At 50.3% G+C, this 21619-nt stretch carries 15 protein-coding genes; 12 read left to right on the top strand and 3 right to left on the bottom strand.

Annotated elements, in window-relative coordinates:
* Positions 1–222: 222 nt before the first annotated feature.
* A complete protein-coding gene (locus F4Y64_01925; protein ID MXX96357.1) occupies positions 223–2832 on the bottom strand; it encodes a TonB-dependent receptor in 2610 nt (869 codons plus the stop codon).
* A gap of 158 nt (positions 2833–2990) precedes the next feature.
* Between F4Y64_01925 and F4Y64_01920 the strand changes: the two genes are divergently transcribed.
* The 5 genes from F4Y64_01920 (at position 2991) to F4Y64_01900 (ending at position 9412) form a co-directional block, all read left to right on the top strand.
* Positions 2991–4061, top strand: coding sequence for an IS5 family transposase (locus F4Y64_01920; protein MXX96356.1), 1071 nt, complete (start codon positions 2991–2993; stop codon positions 4059–4061).
* Between the two features lie 684 nt (positions 4062–4745).
* Positions 4746–5285 carry a TRAP transporter small permease gene (locus F4Y64_01915; GenBank protein ID MXX96355.1) on the top strand — a complete coding sequence of 180 codons (540 nt, stop codon included), beginning with the start codon at positions 4746–4748 and terminating at the stop codon, positions 5283–5285.
* Positions 5282–6589: a TRAP transporter large permease gene (locus tag F4Y64_01910; protein MXX96354.1), complete on the top strand. Its 1308-nt coding sequence runs from the start codon at positions 5282–5284 to the stop codon at positions 6587–6589. The genes F4Y64_01915 and F4Y64_01910 overlap by 4 nt, the downstream gene beginning before the upstream one ends.
* Positions 6586–8406, top strand: a complete 1821-nt coding sequence (locus tag F4Y64_01905; GenBank protein MXX96353.1) for a hypothetical protein — start codon at positions 6586–6588, stop codon at positions 8404–8406. Before F4Y64_01910 ends, F4Y64_01905 begins: the two co-directional genes overlap by 4 nt.
* On the top strand, positions 8372–9412 hold the full coding sequence (locus F4Y64_01900) for a TRAP transporter substrate-binding protein (GenBank protein MXX96352.1): 1041 nt from the start codon (positions 8372–8374) through the stop codon (positions 9410–9412). The genes F4Y64_01905 and F4Y64_01900 overlap by 35 nt, the downstream gene beginning before the upstream one ends.
* Positions 9413–9494: 82 nt before the next feature.
* On the opposite strand, the gene F4Y64_01895 is transcribed toward F4Y64_01900, so the two are convergent.
* Positions 9495–10781, bottom strand: a complete 1287-nt coding sequence (locus F4Y64_01895) for a DoxX family membrane protein (GenBank protein ID MXX96351.1) — start codon at positions 10779–10781, stop codon at positions 9495–9497.
* 477 nt (positions 10782–11258) lie between these two features.
* Between F4Y64_01895 and F4Y64_01890 the strand changes: the two genes are divergently transcribed.
* Positions 11259–12059, top strand: a complete 801-nt coding sequence (locus F4Y64_01890) for a TatD family deoxyribonuclease (protein MXX96350.1) — start codon at positions 11259–11261, stop codon at positions 12057–12059.
* A gap of 8 nt (positions 12060–12067) precedes the next feature.
* On the opposite strand, the gene dnaK is transcribed toward F4Y64_01890, so the two are convergent.
* Positions 12068–13993 carry a molecular chaperone DnaK gene (dnaK, locus tag F4Y64_01885; GenBank protein MXX96349.1) on the bottom strand — a complete coding sequence of 642 codons (1926 nt, stop codon included), beginning with the start codon at positions 13991–13993 and terminating at the stop codon, positions 12068–12070.
* Between the two features lie 180 nt (positions 13994–14173).
* On the opposite strand from dnaK, the gene F4Y64_01880 reads away from it, so the two are divergent.
* From F4Y64_01880 to F4Y64_01855, 6 genes are all read left to right on the top strand, one after another.
* A complete protein-coding gene (locus F4Y64_01880; protein MXX96348.1) occupies positions 14174–14758 on the top strand; it encodes a CDP-alcohol phosphatidyltransferase family protein in 585 nt (194 codons plus the stop codon).
* A complete protein-coding gene (gene pyrE, locus F4Y64_01875; GenBank protein ID MXX96347.1) occupies positions 14751–15398 on the top strand; it encodes an orotate phosphoribosyltransferase in 648 nt (215 codons plus the stop codon). The genes F4Y64_01880 and pyrE overlap by 8 nt, the downstream gene beginning before the upstream one ends.
* Positions 15399–15407: 9 nt before the next feature.
* Positions 15408–16706, top strand: a complete 1299-nt coding sequence (locus tag F4Y64_01870) for a competence/damage-inducible protein A (GenBank protein MXX96346.1) — start codon at positions 15408–15410, stop codon at positions 16704–16706.
* Between the two features lie 324 nt (positions 16707–17030).
* Entirely contained in the window at positions 17031–18047 is a 1017-nt protein-coding gene (gene recA / locus F4Y64_01865) for a recombinase RecA (protein MXX96345.1), read from the top strand.
* Between the two features lie 1307 nt (positions 18048–19354).
* Positions 19355–20398: a methylenetetrahydrofolate reductase [NAD(P)H] gene (metF, locus tag F4Y64_01860; protein MXX96344.1), complete on the top strand. Its 1044-nt coding sequence runs from the start codon at positions 19355–19357 to the stop codon at positions 20396–20398.
* Positions 20399–20539: 141 nt separating this feature from the next.
* Positions 20540–21616: a 5-methyltetrahydrofolate--homocysteine methyltransferase gene (locus F4Y64_01855; protein ID MXX96343.1), complete on the top strand. Its 1077-nt coding sequence runs from the start codon at positions 20540–20542 to the stop codon at positions 21614–21616.
* Positions 21617–21619 lie beyond the last annotated feature (3 nt).

Genomic DNA, 21619 nt, shown 5'->3' with positions numbered 1-21619 from the left:
AATCAATTGGGTAGAACCTAACCTGCTCATTTTGTGCTGAATAATACATAATGGAGTCCAAAAGATCACTGGGGAATCTTTTGTTTTACAAGCGTTTTTGATCATTTATGACTACGTGGCGAGTGAAATGAATCTTGCGTGTTCCCTCGGGCGTGATACATCGCGGAATTCGTCATGCGGTCGGTCAAGTGCCGCGATTCCAGACGGTCGTCAATCACACTTCTACCACAGTCTCTTCGCAGATATAGACCATTCAAACGGTCTTCCGTATACGTGCTCAATGTAGGCTGCTGCCGTGCCCCAGGCAGAGGTTCCTGTTAATAGATAGCGTTCGTCCGTGAGATTACGGAATGCGGACACCACCTCCCATTTTCCGTCTGCAGTTGCAAAACTAATTGAAGCGTTTAGCAGGTGATATCCTTCCTGAAATAGCTGGGGGGTATTTACGGCATCGTGGTATTGAGATGCCATGTAGGTCCAGTTGATCTTGGGGACAACCGTCAGATTTCGGATATCAAGCGTTCGTCCAATTTCAAGCGAATGAGTGGCGCGCGGAGTTTTAGGTAGCCTGGAACCCGGAAGAACTGGAGTATTACTTTCGAGAACGTCAGTGCTCAGTTCATCGTACTCCGCATCCAGAAACCCCAGATTAGCCACGAGAGTCCATCCGCCAACAGGCGCCCAAGCTCCTTCCAATTCTATACCCTGCAGATCGGCTGAGCCTCCGTTAACCGTGATGGGGTTGATTGACTGGCGGATTATGACCTGTACATCCTCGTATTCGGCGCGGAAAAGGGTCAAGTTCAGTTTGAGACGTCCATCGCTCGTATTTGACTTAATGCCTACTTCATAACTGTCCAGTGTTTCAGGCTCATAGTCGGTCGGCATTGCATCGGGGGAATTAGCCTCAAAGCCGGGTGGGGGAGTAGGGACCCGAGCATCGAAGCCGCCGCTCTTAAACCCCTCCGTGAAGCTGACATAGGCCATCATGTTGTCACTAAACTTATATGCAAGATTCGCCATGGCGGTCAGCGCATCAAAATCCCTGGTAAACTTTCTGTTCGGAAGCATACGATCTCCAGGATTCATGGCCCCGGTAATTGGACGATAGATTCCCTTTAGTAACGGCCATGTGGGGGCATGGATACTTCGTCTGCCTTGCGATGCATCACCTAGCGCGAATACATCTGGTAACACGCTCTTATAGTCTCTTGTGTAGCGTGCGCCGGCTGTCAGAGAAAGTCCAGCAATCAGGTTGGTTGTAGCCTGAGCAAACCCTGCGATTGAGGTGTAGCCCAGATCCCAGTTACTGTCAAATGAGCCAGTTGGAAGCACTAGCGAAGTCCGCGAAAACCCTACCTCGTCGGCAAGATAAAGACCAGTTTGCCAGTGCATACGATTATTAAGGCCAACACCACTAAGTCGTATTTCCTGGCTGAGTTGGCTGGATTTAACTACATTCTCATTCTGTAAGATATTCGCTGGCGTATTATCGGCATCACGGGAAATTACCATGTCTAACCCCCTGTAGCCGGTAAGAGACAGTAACGTAATTTGCTTGCCAATTGACCAAGAGATTTGAGCACTGGCCCCCCAAGCGTCAATGTCGGAAAAAACAGGGAAAGTGCCTTCCGAGACATATTCTCCGGCAAAGCTGTCGGGCCCATAGCAGCCTTCAGCTCCGTTTGCACCATTTCCTGGTGGAGGGAATGTTGGCGGTCCGCTCTCGGGGAAGTTGGGATTGATCCTGATCGCGGTGCAGCCGGGCAAAGCGACATTGCCCATTGTCGCAAATGCTTGCTTATCATTCACGCCACCATTCACGGTTGGGGCTCCATTCTCTCGTCTGCGAGAATAGTCGCCGGTAGCAAAGATCTCCAAGGTTTCTGATGGATGCCACATGATTGTGCTACGGGCTGCAAGTAAGTTGTCGTTTCCCATATCCAGTCCATCGTGGACACGTTTCACGTATCCTTCCCGGTTTCTGAGGGCTAGGACGATACCTCCAAATAGTCCATCTTTCAGTGCACCGTTTGCCGACGCGGTCAGATTGATCATGCGATCATCACCAAACTGCGCTCGGATGCTTTTTTGGGCTTCCGCATCGGGCCTTCTGGAGTGTACGGATATGGCACCGCCCACAGCATTGCGCCCGAAAAGAGTTCCCTGCGGCCCGCGCAATACCTCGACACGCTCCAAATCAACAAGGTCCAGTATTGCGCCCACGGTACGCGGCATGTATATTCCATCCACATAAAGCGCGACGCCAGGATCTGTCACTGGCAGATAGTCACGCTGCCCTACGCCCCGGATGTAGATTTGTGCCGCGGATTTTGTCCCTGCGAGAGCACCAGAATGATTGTAGATAAGGTTGGGGATGATCTGACCAAGGCGATCGGTCGTCTCGATCTGCCGAGACTCTAAATCCCTACCTGAGAAAGCTGAAATCGCCAACGGAACATCCTGGAGTAATTCTTCCCTATTTCGGGACATGACCACCAGATCATCAAGTTGAAGAAGATCGGTTCTCAGTACAAAGTCCACAGTCATTGTATCCCCCTCCACGGTGATTTCGCGGGTTTGATTCCTGTAGCCAACAAATCGAGCTGTCAGTATCAGTATCTGTCCCAAGTGAGTTGATGGAACCTGAAGACTGTAGTTTCCCTCGAAATCTGTAGATGTACCAATCTCAAGCGATTCAATCAAAATGTTGGCACCACTCAATGCTTCCCCATCCTCGTTAGAAACGCGACCGGAAATAACCGACTGTGCTGAGGCGAGGCTTGTTGACAGAAGCAATATCAGTACAGGCGTGTATAGTTTATTCATCATGAGTTTGCACGAAAAATGTCCAGACTAGATTATGGAGATTCTTTGGGAATATTCAATCATGAGTCTCGGCAAGATAATACTGAAACATAATTTGAGACTGTTGCACAAAACTACCGAATATTGTTGAGTTTGTGTGATTTGAGTTTGTAGATTTGGGTATGTCCGGTCATTTCAAGCCCCATACCGTCCAGATGAGTTTTGGTCAACATTATATAGATGCAGCGGCCGCGAGGCGGTCGTTTTATGTGGAATTAAACAAGGTGATGAACTGGGAGACGATGCGTCATCAGCTGGTGGAGGATTACCCTGTGGGGAAGCGTGTCCGTGGCCAGAAGGCATACGGTCCGCTGTTGTTGTTCAAGATGCTCTTGGTCGGCCAATGGCACAAGTTATCGGATCGGGAGCTGGAGTTATACGTGTGGGACACGTTGTCTGCGCGGCATTTTTGTGGGTTAGCGATCGAGGATACGGTACCGGACCACAGCACGATCAGTCGTTTTCGCACGCGATTGGTTTCGGTGGGAGCCTGGGATCGTTTACTGGAGACGGTCAACGATCAATTGCGTGCACGTGGGATGGCGGTCACGGTGGGGGCGATAGTGGATACGAGTCTGACCGAGAGCCCGTATTCTCCGAAGGGAGGTGGTCGCATGGCCGTGGCGGAGGATCGGACCGAGCGCGACCCGGAGGAGGTTCGAGATGAGGTGGTTTATCATGCGACCAAGCAACAGACCCATCCGAATGCAGATCATGACGGTCGGTGGGTGAGAAAGCGCAACAAGATCATCTACGGGTATAAGAAGCATGTAGCAACGGACGAGGCGGGCATGATTCTGGCCGTGCATACGACCCCGGCCAATGAGCATGACAGTAGGGGCTTGGTGCCCTTGATCCAGAAGGTTGATACGCCACACCGCCAGGAAGTCTTGGCGGACAAGGGGTACAAAAGCAAGGCGAATGATGAATTTTTGGTGGCCTGTGGGAGTCGATCTCGGATCATGCACAAGGGCTATCGGAATCGTCCGATGACGGCTGTTCAAGCGGCGCAGAACCGCGAGATCAGCCGCAAGCGCTGGGTCGTGGAACGGACCTTTGGGAGCCTGAAGCGATGGTTTGACTCAGGGAGTACGCAACTGAAAGGACTGCAGAAGGTGCATGCAGAGCATGTGATGGAGGCGATCGCACACAATTTGAAACGATTCCCGAGGATCGCTATGTCCCCCGGTTAAACTTAGGGGAAGAACGGGAATATTTGCCTGCCTGAAACACCAGGTTCAGGCAGGGGTGACGGTGGAATCACCCCAAAATCTTCGCAATCATCCATCATGACCCTTGAAAAATCCTCCTCCGAAGTTTGAACGCTTTTATTCAACAGCCTCAATTTGTGGAGGCAAACACCTTGAAAAGGTAGTCTCAGTAGTTTGAAAGGTTCCAAATAATGCGTCCCAGAACCCTAAACGGACGGTGTGGAGAGATGCCAATCAGGTGATCTCTATTTTGTGATATTCGGTTCAATTACCTCAGTGGCGAGTCGGAATCCGGCCTGATTGAACTTGCTTCTTCCAAGGTTGACAGCATCGGATAATATTCAACAACGCGAATGTATATTATATCAACGCCTTTTTAATGAAGCATATGGAGGCATGTAAGCCGGTTATATACTCTGAACCAGTTTTATCTTGATGCTCAGGTAATAGTTACCTGAATTTGGAGAAGCTGAGGTAAATCGATGGTGGTTGACTCACTTGTTTGAACGAACTAGGATGCAAGTCAAGGTTGGTTTTCCCGGGCAGACGAAAGCGTTCCTGATTTGTTACTCGGTTATTGGCTCAGTGTCGCCGTACTTGGTAGCAATAGTGGAAATCAGGTATGTCTCGAGATAAGGTGTCGGCCGAATCATTACGATAGGAAACATGAGAATTTTCGAAAACCACATTTCCAGTATCACGCGATTGGAGGGGTATTGCCGGCTTTTGATTACAGGCTTCGGGATTGTCGGCGGTGCAGCGCTTACGGTGCTTTTGGGAGTCACGGTGGCCGAAGTCTTCTGGCGCTACATTCTGAATGATTCACTCATCTGGGCTGAGGATCTTTCCACGATGTCACTTACGGTCGTGGTGTCGGCGGCGATCGCTTATGGTGCAGGGGAGGGGGCTCACGTTTGTGTGAATTTGATCGCACGTATTTGGGGCCGGCCGATCACTAGAGTCACAGATTTGATTGCTCGTCTTCTTGGCGTTGGAGTGACGGCAATGGCTGCGTTTGCCCTGTTTTCCCATGGGAGTTGCGGCCTTCCCTGTGGTGCTGCGACCAGCAGCGTTTCAATCCCTCACGCACCATTCTATTTTATTTTGGGAGCATCGCTTGCAGTTTACGGATTGTTGCTCACATCCCAAGCGGTCCTTGGGCTTGCTTCATGGAATACAGAGGATCCTAATGAACCACCCGAATGATTGACGGCACGGGAATTGCCCTAGTAGCTTTTGGTGCACTGCTCGTCCTGCTTTTCATTCGTGTGCCTGCAGGGCTGGCAATGCTGATCGTGGGAGCCGCAGGAATCATCCTGATTCGTCCTACCGCCGCGGTGCCAGTCGTAGCTGGAGAAATATTCGCGGTCGCTTCTCGATACCCTCTTACGATACTCCCACTGTTCATATTAATGGGGAATCTGGCTGCGGTCTCTGGGATGAGCCAAGATATCTACCGAGCTGCCCATACATGGTTTGGACGTTTCCGAGGCAGTCTTGCGTCGGCTTCAATCATTGCGTGTGCAGGATTCTCGGCCCTTTCGGGGTCGTCCTTAGCAGCTGCAATGACTATGGGTCGCGTTTCTCTTCCAGAGATGCAACGGTACAAGTACGATGACTCGTTGGCTACCGGTGCCATTGCTGCCGGGGGAACACTCGGCATACTGATCCCACCGTCCGCAGGACTGGTCATCTATGGGATCATTACCGAAGAAAGTATCGGACGTCTATTCATGGCCGGGGTAATACCTGGAATTCTGCTAACACTCTTGTTTGTTTTCGTAGTCCGGATCGTCGTGCAATTCAATCCGCATAAAGCTCCTCAGGTCAGGGTATCGATTCCATGGCGGGAAAGCCTTAGGATTACTGCGAGAGCATTTTGGATCCTCTGTATCATCATCGTGACCATCGGTGGTATTTATGCCGGCATCTTTTCAGCCGTCGAAGCGGCGGGGGTAGGAGCGCTACTTACATTGGTCGCTGCAATAGTGCGGCGCAGGTTGAACAGGAAGACTATGGCCGAAACAGTCCGTGCAACGCTCAAGGCGAGCGGTATAGCCTTCCTCGTTCTGTTAGGCGCGTTTGTTTTCAAGGTTTTCCTCGGATTCACTGGAATCGCATTCGTCGCATCTGAGTGGGTTGGAGAACAGGGTTTTTCGGGTGCTCAGGTAGCTGCAATAGTTCTTTTAATGTTCGTTGTATTGGGTACCTTTCTTGACGGTTTTGCCATGCTCGTGCTGACTGTTCCCCTAGTTCAACCGATTCTCGAGTCCTTAGGAGTTGATATGATTTGGTTTGGTATCATGATCGTCATTACACTTGAAATGGGCTTGATATCGCCTCCAGTTGGATTGAATATCTTCGTGGTAAAGGGCGTAGCCCCCGATGTGCCAGTAAACACGATGTTTCGCGGTATCATTCCATTCTGGCTCGCGATGGGCGTGGCGTTGATTCTGATTGCACTGATGCCCCGACTTGCGACCTTTTTGCCGAACGCCATGTATGGATGAAGGTAAAGAATCCATCAATTTTGACTAATAAAGGAGTTCGCGTTAAGCGCTCGAACCTTGGATCTGAGGGGAAGCTATACTATGAAGCTGACGACCAGATTCCAAAGACACTCGCCTTGGGGCTCGGCTTGCAGCTTGTTGCTCTGGCCATCAACGGAGTGGTGTTGTTGCCAACAATTGTGTTTCGAGCGGGAGGTGCCGAGGAACTCATCTCCTGGGCAGTGTTTGCCTCGGTTTTGGCGTGTGGTATTTCCGCGATCCTGCAGAGTAAGCGGGTTGGTCAAATTGGTTCGGGACATGCTTTGACCCATGTGAGTTCGGCGATTTTTATCGCCGTTTGTGCAGATGCTCTGTTACGGGGTGGGGCGGGGCTGCTCGCCACATTGGTCGTCGTTACGGCCCTTGCCCAGGTAGTGCTGTCTATGCGTCTCTCGTTGTTGCACAGAATTCTCACCCCTGTCATCACGGGAACCATGATCATGCTCCTTCCCGTCACTGTGATGCCGATCCTCTTCAACATGCTTAACGAGGTGCCATCGGGAGCTCCTACATACGTGGGGACACTGAGTGCAGGCGTCACGATTTGCGTCATCTTGATCATGGCACTCAGGGGGCGCGGGATCATGCGCCTATGGGCACCGGCTGCCGGTATCGTTGTCGGTTCTCTAGTCGGTGGATACTTTGGAATCTACGATGTCGAACGTGTAGTTGATGCTGGCTGGATTGGTATACCCTCCGGATTTCCTCCTGTAATGAACCTTCGTTTTGACACCGCTTTTTGGGCTTTATTGCCCGCTTTTCTCTTTGTAGCATTGGTCGGTTCGACCAAGTCAATTGCCATTGTGATCTCGGCTCAGCGTTTAGCCCGGCGCCGTACCCAAGCGGTAAATTATCGAGCGGTACAACGTTCCATAGCGGCGGAAGGAGTTGGAAATCTGTTGGCAGGTCTCCTGGGAACGATGCCCAATACACCTCATGCGGGGGCCGTCGCGGCTGTCGAAATCACTGGTGTCGCTGCACGAGTTACCGCGACCACGGCTGGATTGGTCCTATTGATTCTGGCCTTCTTGCCCAAGGCACTTGCGATCGTCCTTGCAATTCCCCCGTCGGTTGTAGCCGCTGCGATCACCGTGGTCATGGCTACCCTGTTTGCGGTTGGGTTCCGAGAAGTTGTAAAGAGTATGGAGGACAATCCGCGGAATGGTCTGATTGCCGGTGTCTCCTTTTGGGTCGGTATCGCGTTTGAGTTTGATTTGATTTCTTCCTATTACCTTGCAGAGTTAGCAGGCGGAATTTTAAGTAATGGTTTAACTACAGGCGGGTTGGTAGCACTTCTGCTCACCGCATTGGTCTCAAGGCGGAAGAGTCGAATCCGAGGAAAGCTTGATATGGATGAACTACCCCGGATCCAAGAGTTTCTTCGGGAGTTCGTAGTTCGTCGAGGATTGACTTCAATCCTAGAGCGGATGGAAGCTGCAACTGAGGAGGCGTTGCTTACACTTCTGCAGTCAAGGGATGAATTGGGTGAGACAGATGCAACTCGAAATGCTGAGCGGCGAGTGCTACGTCTGACGGCAAGCAAGAAAGATAACGGAGCCATACTGGAATTCAGGGTCGGCGCGGATGGTAGCGACGAACTGAATCTACAGGATAAATTGGACTGGATTGATGATCGTGTTGAGGTAACTCAAATGGAGCACGATGTCTCTCTTCGTCTCCTGAGACATTTGGCCACCTCGGTCAGACATCGCCAGTTTCATGACATAGATATATTGACTCTGCATGTATCTGCTTCGCCCTCTGACAGCTCTAAATAAACTTACAGTAACGGATATGAGACGCAGGTTTATTTTGGTGCTTGTGCTTCTATTTACGGGTGGATGTGGAGAAAAATCTGAGATCAGAGAATTGTCGTTGGCGCATTTTTTGTCGGCGGGTCATGTCCTAAATGACGGCATGTTTACACCACTGTCGCAGCAACTGGAGAAGTTTTCGGGTGGAAAATTGACTGTTCGGCAGTACCCCGCAGGAGCGCTGAACTCGTCGGCACCAGCGCAGTACTCAATTTTGCTCAGCGGGGTATCCGATATTGCTCTTATCATCCCTGCCTATACTGCTGATCTTTTCCCGAAGACCGATCTCATCAGCTTTCCAGGTGTCTGCAAGACCGCAATTGAATGCACTGAGGCCTTGCAGCGTGCCCGGTCGATTTTGGAGGCGGAATACGAAGCGAAGGTTTTGGGACTCTGGTCCAATGATGCGCCGATGCTTCTTACTCGCGACAAACCCGTACGGACGCCTGAAGACATGCATGGACTAAAGATCCGGGTCTCAACTCGCAGCGCCATCCCATACATTGAAGCTCTCGGTGCCAGTGCCATCATGCAGTCCGCTACGGTCCTTCATCAGAGTCTGACAACAGGCGTCATCGACGGTGTAGCGGTTTCGCCTTCGGGAATTGAATCATTTCAGCTTCATGAGCCAGCTAACTTCTTGACGACTTGGCTTCCTTTGTCTGGACTTCCATTCGCTCTGTTAATGAACCGGGGAGTGTACGAAGCACTTTCACCAGAAGAACAGGGATGGATAGATCAGGTTGCGGACCTCTCCCTCTCCACGGCCGGAGCCGATGCCTTCGCTCGCTCAGGTGCTAATGGTTTGCGGATGGCAAAGGAGGCGGGTGTCCACATTATTGATCTTTCAGAAAGCGAAAAGCGACGCTTTGATGAGGCAATTGCCCCGATACGCGATGCGAAACTTAGTCAACAGATGGGCAACATTACCGTTGCCGAGCTCTTAAGTCTGTTCAGTGGGACACAATAAGCAGATTAAGTGATGCTGTGCCCGAAATAAGAGGAGTTTCAGATGACCAAATCACCATTTGTCAGCTAACCGTCGCACTGAATCAGTACTGATGGAATGCTTGAGAGACAAAGTGAAGGACAACTGGAAGGCTGTCACGCCAGTAGGTCCATGTGTGTCCACCGTCCCGAATACGAAACTCATGTGGAATTCTACGTTTTCGCAGCTCAATATGCGCAAGCGAGTTACCTTCGTACAGAAAATCATCATCTCCGCAATCTATAAACCACCGAACAGACCGCAGCCCATCTTCTGGTAACGTACGGATCAACTCGACAGCATTGTGTCGTTTGACATATTCCTCAATTGCATCATCTGAGATGCCCGACAGATCGTTGCCCCAGCGCTCCATCGTACTCTTGTATTCCTCAGCAGAACTCGGTCCAACCCATGCGCTCAGTGGGGCAGCAGAAGAAAAAAGTTCGGGGCGGCGGAGTGCATAAATAAATGAGCCTCCTCCGCCCATGGAGAGGCCAGCAACGGCGCGATAGCGTTTCTTGGGTTTAATCCGAAACCGCTCTTCTACATGGGGGATCAGTTCTTCAAAGAAGAAATCCTCATAGCGCCATGAGTTGGTCACGTCATTGAAATATCCTCGAACTCCCGTATTCGCATCCGGCATGACGATGATCATAGGGGTTGCCTTCCCTTCCCGAATGGCCTTGTCTGCGATATGCCGGACCTCGCCGAACTGAATCCATCCGGTCTGATCATCTCCGGCGCCATGCAATAAGTACAGTGCTGGATAGCTACGTTCACTTGTGTGGTAATCGGGTGGAAGGTAGACTGCAAATTTCCGTTCCGAATCCAGAATTTCACTTTGCATCGTAAGTTCATCATGGACGGTACTGTGCTGTGCAAAGGCACTACCTGGGATCACCACAAAAAGTAGCGCGAATATTGCGGTACCTCCCACAACTTTTCCAGAGAGCTTGTGATCGAGGCTGTATTTTCCTGGGCCAATCAGGAACTTACCTGCGCAGACAAAGAAATTCTTGAAAGCATGTGCTGGACTACCTGACCCAGAGATGACATGTGTCAGGGTTGCGACAAGCATAGTGAATCCAAGTATTGCGACTGCGGGGCGATAGAAGAGCCCGAGAATGATACAGATGGCTCCGATCGACTCGGCAAAAGCAGCCATAAATCCAAAGAAGGTATGCCCAAAGCCGATTCCAAAGTTCTCCATAGATTGGCCGACGGAATTCCAGGCTTCAGGGCCTCCCACTAATTTACCCCAGCCGTGGAAGATCAGCATACCAAAGCCGAACCCTATCCGAAAGATGAGCAGTCCCAAGTCGGTGTGTTTGCTCAGTTTAGTCCAGATCATATTTTTGATCAGTTTGGTTATTGATGGGCATAAGTTAAGCACTGGAGAAGATAGCAAACCCGTTCGCTATGCTGTGATTCCCTTCTAAATCTCCAGGTTGTTCGCAACTCTACGGTGCAACGGACAAGATAGGAGTATCATCCTGTTTGTCGCAAATGGTAAGCCGCGTTATTGCATCGTTTTAGCCAAATGGCTCCCAATTTACGCAATTAGCGCCCGTAGTCCAGATCTTGGAGAGTGAAATTGTTAGCGTTTATTGATCCGCTTCCTTCATCACCACATACGAAAAAAATCTTGAAAGTGAAGGATTCGTGATGGTGAATATTTATTCACTAATTTCACGCTTGAAAGGCTGGAAATCTTCCATGCTGGGGATCTTGTCGCAGATCAGCTTAACCTCCGGTGAGGTCACCAAACTTCGGGCTAGTTTTCGTAGAACATCGTCGTCGCAATCAGTGAGAGTGAATTTTCAGAATGATTCCAATGTTGATAGATACGCACGCACATCTCTACGATAATCGGTTTCAGCAGGATCTGGAGGTCGTTCTATCGAGGGCACAGGAGGCAGGAGTAAAACGTATTCTTTTGCCTGCTGTAGATGTACCATCGGTCTATCAGGCGCTAGATCTGTGTGCACGGTACGAAGGGATTTATGCGATGGCCGCCATTCACCCAACACACATTCCAGAGGCAGGGGATCACGATTTTGATGAGATCACCCGCTTATGCAATGAGCCGAATGTGATTGCAGTAGGGGAGTCTGGGCTTGATTATTACTGGGATAAGTATTACGACGAGCGGCAGCCGGAATTCTTTGCCCGCCATATTCAGCTATCTGCGAAAAAAAATCTGCCACTGATCATCCACTTGAGAGATAAACAGCATCGCGATCAGGTGCATCGTGATGCTGTTCAGATACTTGAGCGTGAATTGCCTTCCAATGACAACGCCCGTCCCCGAGGGATTTTTCACTGCTTTACCGGACCGGATTGGCTCCCGGAAGCCGCGGCAGAATTGGGCTTTCTGATCGGAGTCGGCGGCGCAGTAACCTTCAAGAACTCAGGTGTGGCTGATATGATACGTGATATTCCCTTAAGCCAAATCGTCCTGGAAACCGATGCGCCTTATATGTCTCCCGTTCCGCATCGAGGAAAGCGGAATGAGCCAGCCTGGACGGCATTGGTTGCCCAAAAGGTTGCGGAGGTCAAAGGTTGCACAGTTGCCGAGGTGGCAGAGATTACCTGCGCAAACGCTCGGCGACTGTTTAACCTTGATTGAGTGGGAGATTATTTACCTTCCGGCTCCTCCTCATCAACGATCTCAAAATCAGCATCATCAATCACATCGTCTGCTGATGCCTGACCGTTTGCAGACGGCTCCCCTGAAGCCGCTTCATCCTGCGCCGCAGCTTGCTGCGCTGCATACATCTCCTCACTGGCAGCAGCCCAAGCCTCACTTAACTGCTCAATACCACTTTCCAGTTCATCGAAGTTTTTGGCTTCGTGCAGACTCTCCAGTCGCTCGAGGGCTCCGGTGATCTTTGCCTTCTTGTCTTCGGAGAGTTTTTCCCCATACTCCGAGAGGTTATTCTTGGAGGTGTAGATCAGACTGTCTGCCTGGTTAAGAAGCTCAACCTCTTTCCGGTGTTTTTTGTCTTCATCCGCATTCTCTTTTGCCTGCTGACGCATTTGCTCAATCTCACTCTCCGAAAGTCCACTGGATGCTTCAATCCGGATGGATTGCTCTCGTCCTGTCGCCTTGTCCTTGGCGGTCACATTCAAGATGCCATCTGCATCAATATCGAAGGCAACTTCGATTTGAGGAGTTCCGCGTCTTGCCGGTGGAATACCATCCAGATGAAACTTGCCGATAGTCCGGTTATGGACTGCCATGTCCCGGTTGCCCTGAAGTACATGGATCTCAACGGAAGGCTGGTTATCCGATGCAGTTGAAAATATTTCCTGTTTCCGTGTCGGGATTGTGGTGTTTGACTCAATCAGCGCAGTCATGACACCACCAAGGGTTTCGATCCCCAGGTTGAGCGGAGTTACATCAAGCAACAGAACATCGTCAATGTCCTGAGACAATACACCACCCTGAATTGCTGCACCCATGGCCACGACCTCATCGGGGTTGACCGATTTATTTGGCGCCTTGCCAAAGAACTCCTCTACCGTTTTTTGTACGAGTGGAATTCTCGTAGAACCACCAACCAGGATGACTTCATCAATCTGATCACGCGTAAGCTTGGCATCCTCGAGCGCTTGCTTCATTGGGGCAACTGTACGTTGCACCAGGTTACCGATCAACTGCTCAAATTTTGCTCTCGACAGTGTGGTGGTCAGGTGCTTGGGACCGTCCGCCGTCGCAGTAATGAATGGCAGATTGATGGAGGTTTCGCTACTACTGGAAAGCTCTGTTTTGGCTTTCTCGGCAGCTTCTTTCAACCGTTGCAATGCCATTTTGTCGGCACGCAAGTCGACACCTTCAGACTTTTGAAATTCGTCCGCGAGGTAATCAATCAGTTTATGGTCAAAGTCATCACCACCAAGGTGGGTATCCCCGTTGGTTGACTTTACTTCAAACACGCCACCGCCGAGGTCCAAGATTGAGATGTCGTAGGTGCCTCCACCAAGGTCATAGACGGCGATTGTACGATCTTTATCCTGTTTGCCCAGGCCATATGCAAGTGCGGCTGCCGTCGGCTCGTTAATGATCCGGCGAACCTCCAAGCCGGCAATTTTCCCTGCTTCTTTGGTCGCTTTGCGCTGGGCATCGTTATAGTAGGCGGGTACTGTAATCACGGCCTCGGTGACTTTTTCTCCCAGATAGTCTTCTGCAGTGCTTTTAAGCTTCTGCAGAATCATCGCTGAAATTTCCTGGGGCGAGTACAGCTTGTCGTCAATACGTACACGCGCGGTTCCGTTCTCGCCTTTCTCAACCTTGTATGGAACTGTTTTAAGTTCGCCGGGCACCTCATCGTAGGCGCGGCCCATAAAGCGCTTGATGGAGAAAACGGTGTTCTCCGCGTTCGTCACGGCCTGGCGTTTGGCCGGTCCACCAGCGAGACGCTCACCGTCTTTCTTAAAAGCGACCACGGACGGGGTTGTACGACCGCCTTCCGCGTTTTCAATCACTTTAGGCTCACCGCCTTCCAATACCGAGACAACCGAGTTCGTTGTACCAAGGTCGATTCCGATAATCTTACTCATATTTCCCTTGTGGTTTTTTATTAAAAGGTTATGTTCAAAAGACAATTACTAATTGGGCAATAATCCTGCCGACCGATCACATCGGACAGAATGGCAGATCATGGGACATTTATGCAACTGTCAGTCGATGAACGCACTGTCATAGTTACGGTAGAATGATTCTGCCTGTATTGTTATGTCATGCGATTCATTCCGAATGCCATCACGGTATTTCGCATTCTAGTAACCCCTTTTCTGATTTTCTGTCTTTTTCAGAAGACTCTTTCATTTGCATCGCTTGCGTTTACGCTCTTTATTCTTGGGGCAGTTTCGGATTTCGCGGATGGATACGTTGCACGGGCGCTAAAGAATCAAAGTCGACTGGGGCGACATCTTGACCCAATAGCAGACAAAATTTTTGTTCTGGGAGGCTTTGTTGCACTAGCTTGGCTCCACCCACAGCAGGTACCCTGGTGGGCGGTTGGGTTGATCGTAATACGGGATGCACTGGTGACAGGACTGCGAATGACTGCTGAATCTGCGGGAGGATCATTGCCAACCATTCGATTTGCTAAGGCCAAGACAGCCCTGCAAATGACGTATTTAGGTCTGTTCCTGTTGACACTGACGTTGCAGTATCTCCCTGAAACACAGGCGCTTGCCGAGGCATTTCTAAAAGGGAACGTCATGTATGGATTCATGATAATGGTCGTTGTTGTAACTTGCCTGAGTGCACTGTCTTATATTCGCATATATCTAAAAAACGTGACTATTGCCAATGAGTGATCAATCTGAGTCAATTGCATTTGAAGTGGCCCGAGAGTTACTCGGAATCAAGGCTATAGCAATTACTTCAGGGAAGCCATTTGTCTGGTCTTCGGGTATGCTGTCTCCATTCTATTGCGACAATCGCCTGACGCTTTCCTATCCCAAGATCCGACGAATGCTGACGGACGGGTTTATCGAAAAGGCTTCAAAGTATGATTTTGATCGCGTTGCAGGTGTGGCAACAGCTGGTATTGCCCACGCGGCATGGATAGCTGAGCGCCTTTCTTTGCCTCTAATCTATGTTCGACCGGAGCCCAAAGGCCATGGACATCAGAATCAGATTGAAGGCTATCTACCGGAAACCAGCAAGGTCTTGTTGATTGAGGACCTCGTGGCTACTGGTCTCTCGTCAATCCAGGCTGCCGAAGCTATACAAAAAGCCACTGGCTCAATGCCGGTTGTCACCTTGGCGATCTTTACATACAACCTGGAAGGAGTGGCAGAATTATTCCAAAAGAAGGGGGCTCCGCTGGAGACTCTGTCTGATTTTGATGCCTTGTTAAAAGTTGCATTCGAGACCGGGCATATAACTTCCGAATTGCGGGATTCTCTTCTGGAGTGGCGCAGTGATTATCAAGCGTGGACGCTAAAACACTGAGAGGTTGAGGTGACACAGCTCATCGCAAGTATTGTAACAGTAGGAGATGAGCTTCTAGTAGGGCAGGTGGTGGATACCAATGCGTCTTATCTTGCGGCAGAGTTGACTCGTTTGGGGATTTCCGTTTCGTATTCGCTAACAGTTGCCGACGATCAAGAAGCAATAAAAGCTGCGATCGAGGATGGTGTGCGTCGCTGTGATCTCACTTTGGTAACTGGAGGCCTTGGCCCTACTCCTGATGACCTTACGAGAGAGGCCGCTGCAGCATTTACCGGTTCCCCTCTCACGGTAGATCCCACAATCTTGGCTGCAATTGAACGTCACTTCGCATCCCTCGGACGCTCTGTACCAAGTGGTTCGGAGCGAGTTGCGAGTGTCCCAGGTGGTTTCGAGATACTACCAAATTCCAAGGGCACAGCTCCCGGTCTATGGCACAGAGGAGCAAATGGGAGTGTGGTGGTTCTTCTTCCAGGGGTTCCTCATGAGATGAAAGCTATTTTTTCTGATCATGTAATCCCTCGAATCATGCAGATGGATGGTCGTGCAGAGATTGCTCAGCGTACAATCAAGACTGCCGGAGTAGGGGAGACCCTTCTTCAAAGCAAGATCGAATCTATATCTCATTTATTGGAGCCAGATCTTCAGATTGCGTATCTGCCTGGAGCTTACAGCGTTCGTGTCAGGTTAACAATCAGGGGGAATGATGCCGGTGAGCGTCTGGATGCTGCGGAAAAATTTATCAGAGCGAAACTTGGGTCAGTCATCTTCGGCCAAGATGACGATACATTGGAAAGTATTCTAGGAAGTCTATTGAGGAATAAGGGAATGACCATTGCCGTCGCGGAGAGCTGTACCGGTGGCTCGGTACTCGATCGGTTAACTGATGTGCCAGGATCTTCTGATTATGTTATGGGGGGCGTGATTGCTTATTCAAATCTCGTAAAGCAGCACCACTTGGATGTGGATGTCGATATATTGGATCAATTCGGTGCCGTGAGTGAACCGGTTGCTGTGCAAATGGCGGAAGGAGTGCGCACTTGCTTTGGCAGTGATATAGGGTTATCTGTGACAGGGATTGCTGGGCCTTCGGGAGGAACAGCAGGAAAGCCTGTTGGTCTGGTCTGGATTGGGTATGCGGACGCCCACGAAGCATGGGCTGTTAAGCATCAATTTGGCCAGGATCGTGATCGCAATAAGCAGAAGAGTGTGGTTGCTGCCCTGAATATAGTACTTCAGTCATTGCGCAAACGAAGCAACCGCAGTAGTAATATTGATTTCCCCTCAAACCAACCAGAAAAGATTGGTTGATTGGAGTCAGAACCGCTTGTCTCGCGTAATGACCACCTCAGGAATCCGTCGATGATTTACGTTTTTCATTTCAACGGAGAGCGCCTCAAAACCGCCCTGACCCAGTTAACCAGTGCATATGGAAATTGCGTACTTTACGCCGATATACCTGGTTATGGGGACTCCAAACAAGCAGTAGCTACCTAACACCAAATGCGTCTCTGGGAGCCTAGGTCTCGATACATCAAGGTTTTTCGAGAGTGCGTTACAAAATAGTGGCAGAAGGAGGTAAAAAACTTGGTCAAAGTGTTGTATCATTGAACGGCCTAATGCAATAATGTAATCATGAGTGCAAAAGAAGACCCTAAAATGCGGGCTCTCAACCTCGCAATCAAAGAGATTGAGAAACAACATGGCAAAGGATCCATCATGAGGATGGGGGATTCTCCCCCCGTACAGGTGGAAGCTATCCCAACCGGATCTATAGCTTTGGATGCTGCGCTAGGTGTAGGTGGCATACCCCGTGGACGAATCGTTGAGATCTTTGGTCCTGAATCGTCGGGCAAGACTACATTGGCCACACATTGCCTTGCCGAGGCACAGAAGTTGGGAGGACAATGCGCATTTATTGATGCTGAGCATGCGTTCGATCCATCCTATGCCGAGCAATTAGGTGTAGATATTGACCAGCTACTCATATCGCAGCCCGACACAGGAGAACAGGCATTAAATATTTGCGAAACCCTGGTGCGCAGTGGTGCGCTTGATCTCATTGTAGTTGACTCGGTGGCGGCTCTGGTGCCTGCAGCCGAAATTCAAGGGGATATGGGAGATAGTCACGTTGGCTTGCAAGCTCGCCTTATGAGCCAAGCTCTAAGAAAGTTGGCCGGTATCATCAACCGATCGAATGTGGCTGTGGTTTTTATTAATCAGTTACGTGAAAAAATTGGGGTGATGTTCGGAAACCCTGAGACGACGCCAGGTGGAAAAGCCCTAAAGTTTTACAGTTCAGTCAGGTTAGATATTCGTAGGATTGGTGCAATCAAGAGTGCGACCGAAGTGATAGGTAACCGAACGCGTGTCAAAGTGATCAAGAACAAAGTGGCTCCTCCGTTCCGTAACGCTGAGTTTGATATCATTTACGGAGAGGGGATTTCATCTGTCGGGGAATTGGTTGACCTAGCGGTGAATATTGGTCTTATTACCAAAAGCGGTTCCTGGTATGGCTATGGAAATGCACGAATTGGTCAGGGACGTGATAATGCTAAGAACTGGCTCAGAGAAAATCCCGACGAGTACCAATCAATCAAGGCTGTCGTACGCGAGAATTTGGGCCTCAGTGTTCCTACTGAGAGTGCGTAGTGATTGCCATTTTCCTGAAAGAGCATCCCTGCCCGCTTGCTATTAGATGTGAGCGCTCCAGGGTGGGTCCCCTCTGTGATTGCACTTACCAGATTCACGAATGTATTGTAGTGCTCGGTGAGCACAAAACTGGTAGTCCCTATTGACCAAAGATTCCCGATGTCTGTGGTGCGACGGGAGTCCACTCTTTGAGTTTATTGGGGTTGGTTAGACGTGAAGGGAAGAATATTCAGTGATACCCATAGAAGTACTGCTTTGGTTGGTAGACTAACCTGTAAAAGCAGTCATTTCCACCTACGGTTTCCCGTTTCGAGGTAAAAGTTGAAACCACAGCGATTCATCGGATGCACATTAGGACCTGACCCCGCATGAGCCCCTTTCGACGACCCGAAGACATTTAAATTTTGCAATTTCTGAACATTTTCATTAAAAGGTGCGTTTATATAAACAAATATTTATAATGAGTTCTGATGGACGTGTGTCAGAGGCTGCTTATTGGTGCTATGAAGGCGGCTGGCGAGCCGAACCGGCTACGCATTCTTGTGCTGCTGCGCTGTGGCGACCTTGCTGTTGGTGAACTGGCACAAATTCTCAATCAAAGTCAACCACGTCTCTCACATCATCTAAAGACATTGGCACGGGCGGGCTTGGTCGAACGGCTGCCTGAGGGATCTTGGGTATTCTATCGAATCCAAAATAAAGGTTGGGCCGGAAGGCTACTGCAGGGACTCTTTGCTGAATTAGAGACCGATAGTGATCCATTTACGTCTGACCTTAAAGCCCTGCAGCGGGTTCGCAAAGTTCGTGCAAAATCAGCCGCGACCTACTTTTCAGAAATCGCCGAAGACTGGGACCGGTTGCGGGCTCTGCATTATCCCGATGCAGCAATTGAGCAGGCCATCCTTGATCATATTGGGACATACCACTTTGAGCGCGTCATTGATCTTGGGACCGGTACCGGGCGGATGCTGATTTTGCTGTCCCCGTACACACAGGAGGCCGAAGGCCTTGATCTCGCCCATCAGATGCTAACTGTTGCACGGGCAAACCTCAGCCGAGCAGGGATAGGCAACGCACGCGTTCGTCAGGGTGATGCCACGCATACCCCTTTCGAGAGCGATAGTGCTGATTTTGTTATCGTGCATCAAGTGTTGCATTATCTCGAAAAACCCGAGGATGTAATCACAGAGGCTGCACGCATTCTCAAACCGGGAGGGCAACTTCTTGTCGTTGATTTTGCCCCGCATGAACTCGAGTTTTTACGTGAATCCCAGGGACACTATCGGCTTGGAATTTCCGAAGACGATATGCTGCAATGGGCGGAAGCAGCCGGGTTTTCCGTACAGGTGAAGAAATTTGACCCACCCGCCTCACTTGATCAGGGCATCAGCGTTCTCATTTGGACGGCGACTTGGCATGCCAGTCCACCAGGAGGCTACAGCGTGAATCAACTCGCCGCTGCGGAGCAGCAATCGAAACCAGCTCCCAACGTCTCATTCGAGTTCTTTCCACCGAAAACGGACAAGATGGAGGCCAAGCTCTGGGAATCGGTTGCACGCCTGACACCAATGGCACCGCGTTTTGTGTCTGTAACCTACGGAGCTGGTGGCACTACACGAAATCGAACGCAAAGGATTGTCACCAAAATTGCACAGGACACTCCGCTCTTGCCGGCCGCGCATCTGACCTGTGTGAGCGCAACCAAGGAAGAAGTTTTACAGGTCGCAGTCGATTTATGGCGAGCGGGCATACGTCACCTGGTGGCACTGCGAGGCGATCCTCCCGAAGGCATCGGCGAAAAATTTGAGCAACATCCAGGTGGTTTTCGCAATAGCATCGAATTGATTGAGGGGATTCGAGCACATGACGCTGTGCCTGATGCCAGATTTGAAATCAGCGTTTCCTGCTATCCAGAGCAACATCCGCATAGTCGAGGCTGGGACCGGGATATCGCATTTTTAAGAGCCAAACAGGATGCTGGTGCTGACCGCGCGATTACACAATTTTTCTTTGAGCCGGCGGTCTACTTTGCCTTTCTTGACCGTGCACGGGCAGGTGGGGTTACCATGCCGATTGTACCCGGGATCATGCTGCAACCGAACTTCAAAGGCATGAAACGTATTGCAGATCTCTGCCAGGTCAATTTACCAGACTGGCTGCATGAGCTTTACGAGGGGACTGATGAAGATACGGTGACGTGTGAATTCATCACGGCGAATGTAGCCGCCGAACTCTGCCACAAGCTATCAGAGCAAGGCGTGAATGAGTTTCATTTCTATACGCTTAATCGCGCGAGCTTGGCACTGTCTACCTGTCGATTACTTGGATTGAAGCCGCAGGCGGTGGTGTAATAGGACCATGGAAAGTTCTTGTTCATTACCGGATTGTCAATGCACTGCTCCGGCAGTGCTCTTCAGGATTCGTTCGCGCCGTAGTCGAGGGATAGATACAGGCTTCGCTATGCTCATTTATGTAACCGTCGCCGAAGTTTGATGACCAATCGCCAAGGCCGTATTGATCAGCTCTACTTAGCTGTCAAGCAGCGCATATTGCTACTTGATGGTTGTTGGGGTGCGATGTTTCAAAGAATGGGGCTTGAAGAAGAGGATTATCGCGGGGCACGGTTCTCTGAGGAAGAATACCCGGTTCATATGAAGGGCAATAATGATATTCTATGCTTAACACGACCAGAGTATGTGACAGAATTGCATGACGCCTATTTTGCGGCCGGGGCGGATATCTCAGAGACGAATACCTTCTCCGCGACAACGATCGTACAGGATGATTACGCACTTGATCTCCGGTCAGTCGTTGATATCAATTACCAAGGTGCAAAACTTGCCCGCGCATCGGCAGATAAGTGGACAAAAAAAGAGCCGCAGAAGCCACGCTTCGTCGCAGGCTCCATTGGGCCGCTGAACAAGATGCTCTCCATGAGCGCAGATGTCAATGATCCTGGCGCACGGGAAGTAACATTTGACCAGGTCTACCAAGCGTATCGTGAGCAAATCGAAGCTCTGAATAGAGGCGGAGTACATCTCTATTTGATCGAGACGGTCACCGATACACTAAACTGCAAGGCAGCAATCAAAGCGATCGTTGATCTCGAGGCAGAAGGCCTTGAAAAGCTACCGGTTTGGATTTCCGGGACTATTACAGACCGGTCGGGGCGCACCCTGTCAGGTCAAACAGTTGAAGCATTTTGGCATTCGATACGCCACGTAAAACCATTTGCGGTGGGGTTCAATTGTGCACTTGGTGCCGATCTAATGCGTCCGCATATTGCCGCTATGTCCCGTGTTGCAGATACCTGGGTTGCCGCGTATCCGAATGCTGGGCTGCCCAACGAGATGGGACAGTATGAGGAGTCACCACAGGAGACCGCAGACGAAGTCGGTAAATGGGCTCAGGATGGCATCGTGAATATCCTCGGGGGATGTTGTGGCACTACTCCAGAGCATATTTGTGCAATCGCGGAGGCAATAGAGGGTTTGCAGCCACGAATTCCAGTCGGAAGTAGGGATACGTTACGACTTGCGGGCTTGGAATCTTTTGAATTGGCGAATTAAACT

This window comes from Rhodothermaceae bacterium (assembly GCA_009838195.1).
In the GTDB taxonomy this organism is placed as follows: domain Bacteria; phylum Bacteroidota; class Rhodothermia; order Rhodothermales; family Bin80; genus Bin80.
Note: the sequence above shows the minus strand (reverse complement) of the source record. Positions and strands in the feature narration are given on the sequence as shown.

What these genes read in the sequence shown, in the direction of transcription:
- F4Y64_01910 (MXX96354.1), top strand. Translation starts at nt 5,282, where the DNA reads ATGATTGACGGCACGGGAATTGCCCTAGTAGCTTTTGGTGCACTGCTC.
- F4Y64_01915 (MXX96355.1), top strand. Translation starts at nt 4,746, where the DNA reads ATGAGAATTTTCGAAAACCACATTTCCAGTATCACGCGATTGGAGGGG.
- pyrE (MXX96347.1), top strand. Translation starts at nt 14,751, where the DNA reads ATGAGTGATCAATCTGAGTCAATTGCATTTGAAGTGGCCCGAGAGTTA.
- F4Y64_01895 (MXX96351.1), bottom strand. Translation starts at nt 10,781, where the DNA reads ATGATCTGGACTAAACTGAGCAAACACACCGACTTGGGACTGCTCATC.
- F4Y64_01855 (MXX96343.1), top strand. Translation starts at nt 20,540, where the DNA reads ATGACCAATCGCCAAGGCCGTATTGATCAGCTCTACTTAGCTGTCAAG.
- F4Y64_01905 (MXX96353.1), top strand. Translation starts at nt 6,586, where the DNA reads ATGAAGGTAAAGAATCCATCAATTTTGACTAATAAAGGAGTTCGCGTT.
- metF (MXX96344.1), top strand. Translation starts at nt 19,355, where the DNA reads ATGCTGCAATGGGCGGAAGCAGCCGGGTTTTCCGTACAGGTGAAGAAA.
- dnaK (MXX96349.1), bottom strand. Translation starts at nt 13,993, where the DNA reads ATGAGTAAGATTATCGGAATCGACCTTGGTACAACGAACTCGGTTGTC.
- F4Y64_01920 (MXX96356.1), top strand. Translation starts at nt 2,991, where the DNA reads ATGTCCGGTCATTTCAAGCCCCATACCGTCCAGATGAGTTTTGGTCAA.
- F4Y64_01880 (MXX96348.1), top strand. Translation starts at nt 14,174, where the DNA reads ATGCGATTCATTCCGAATGCCATCACGGTATTTCGCATTCTAGTAACC.
- F4Y64_01900 (MXX96352.1), top strand. Translation starts at nt 8,372, where the DNA reads ATGTATCTGCTTCGCCCTCTGACAGCTCTAAATAAACTTACAGTAACG.
- F4Y64_01925 (MXX96357.1), bottom strand. Translation starts at nt 2,832, where the DNA reads ATGATGAATAAACTATACACGCCTGTACTGATATTGCTTCTGTCAACA.
- recA (MXX96345.1), top strand. Translation starts at nt 17,031, where the DNA reads ATGAGTGCAAAAGAAGACCCTAAAATGCGGGCTCTCAACCTCGCAATC.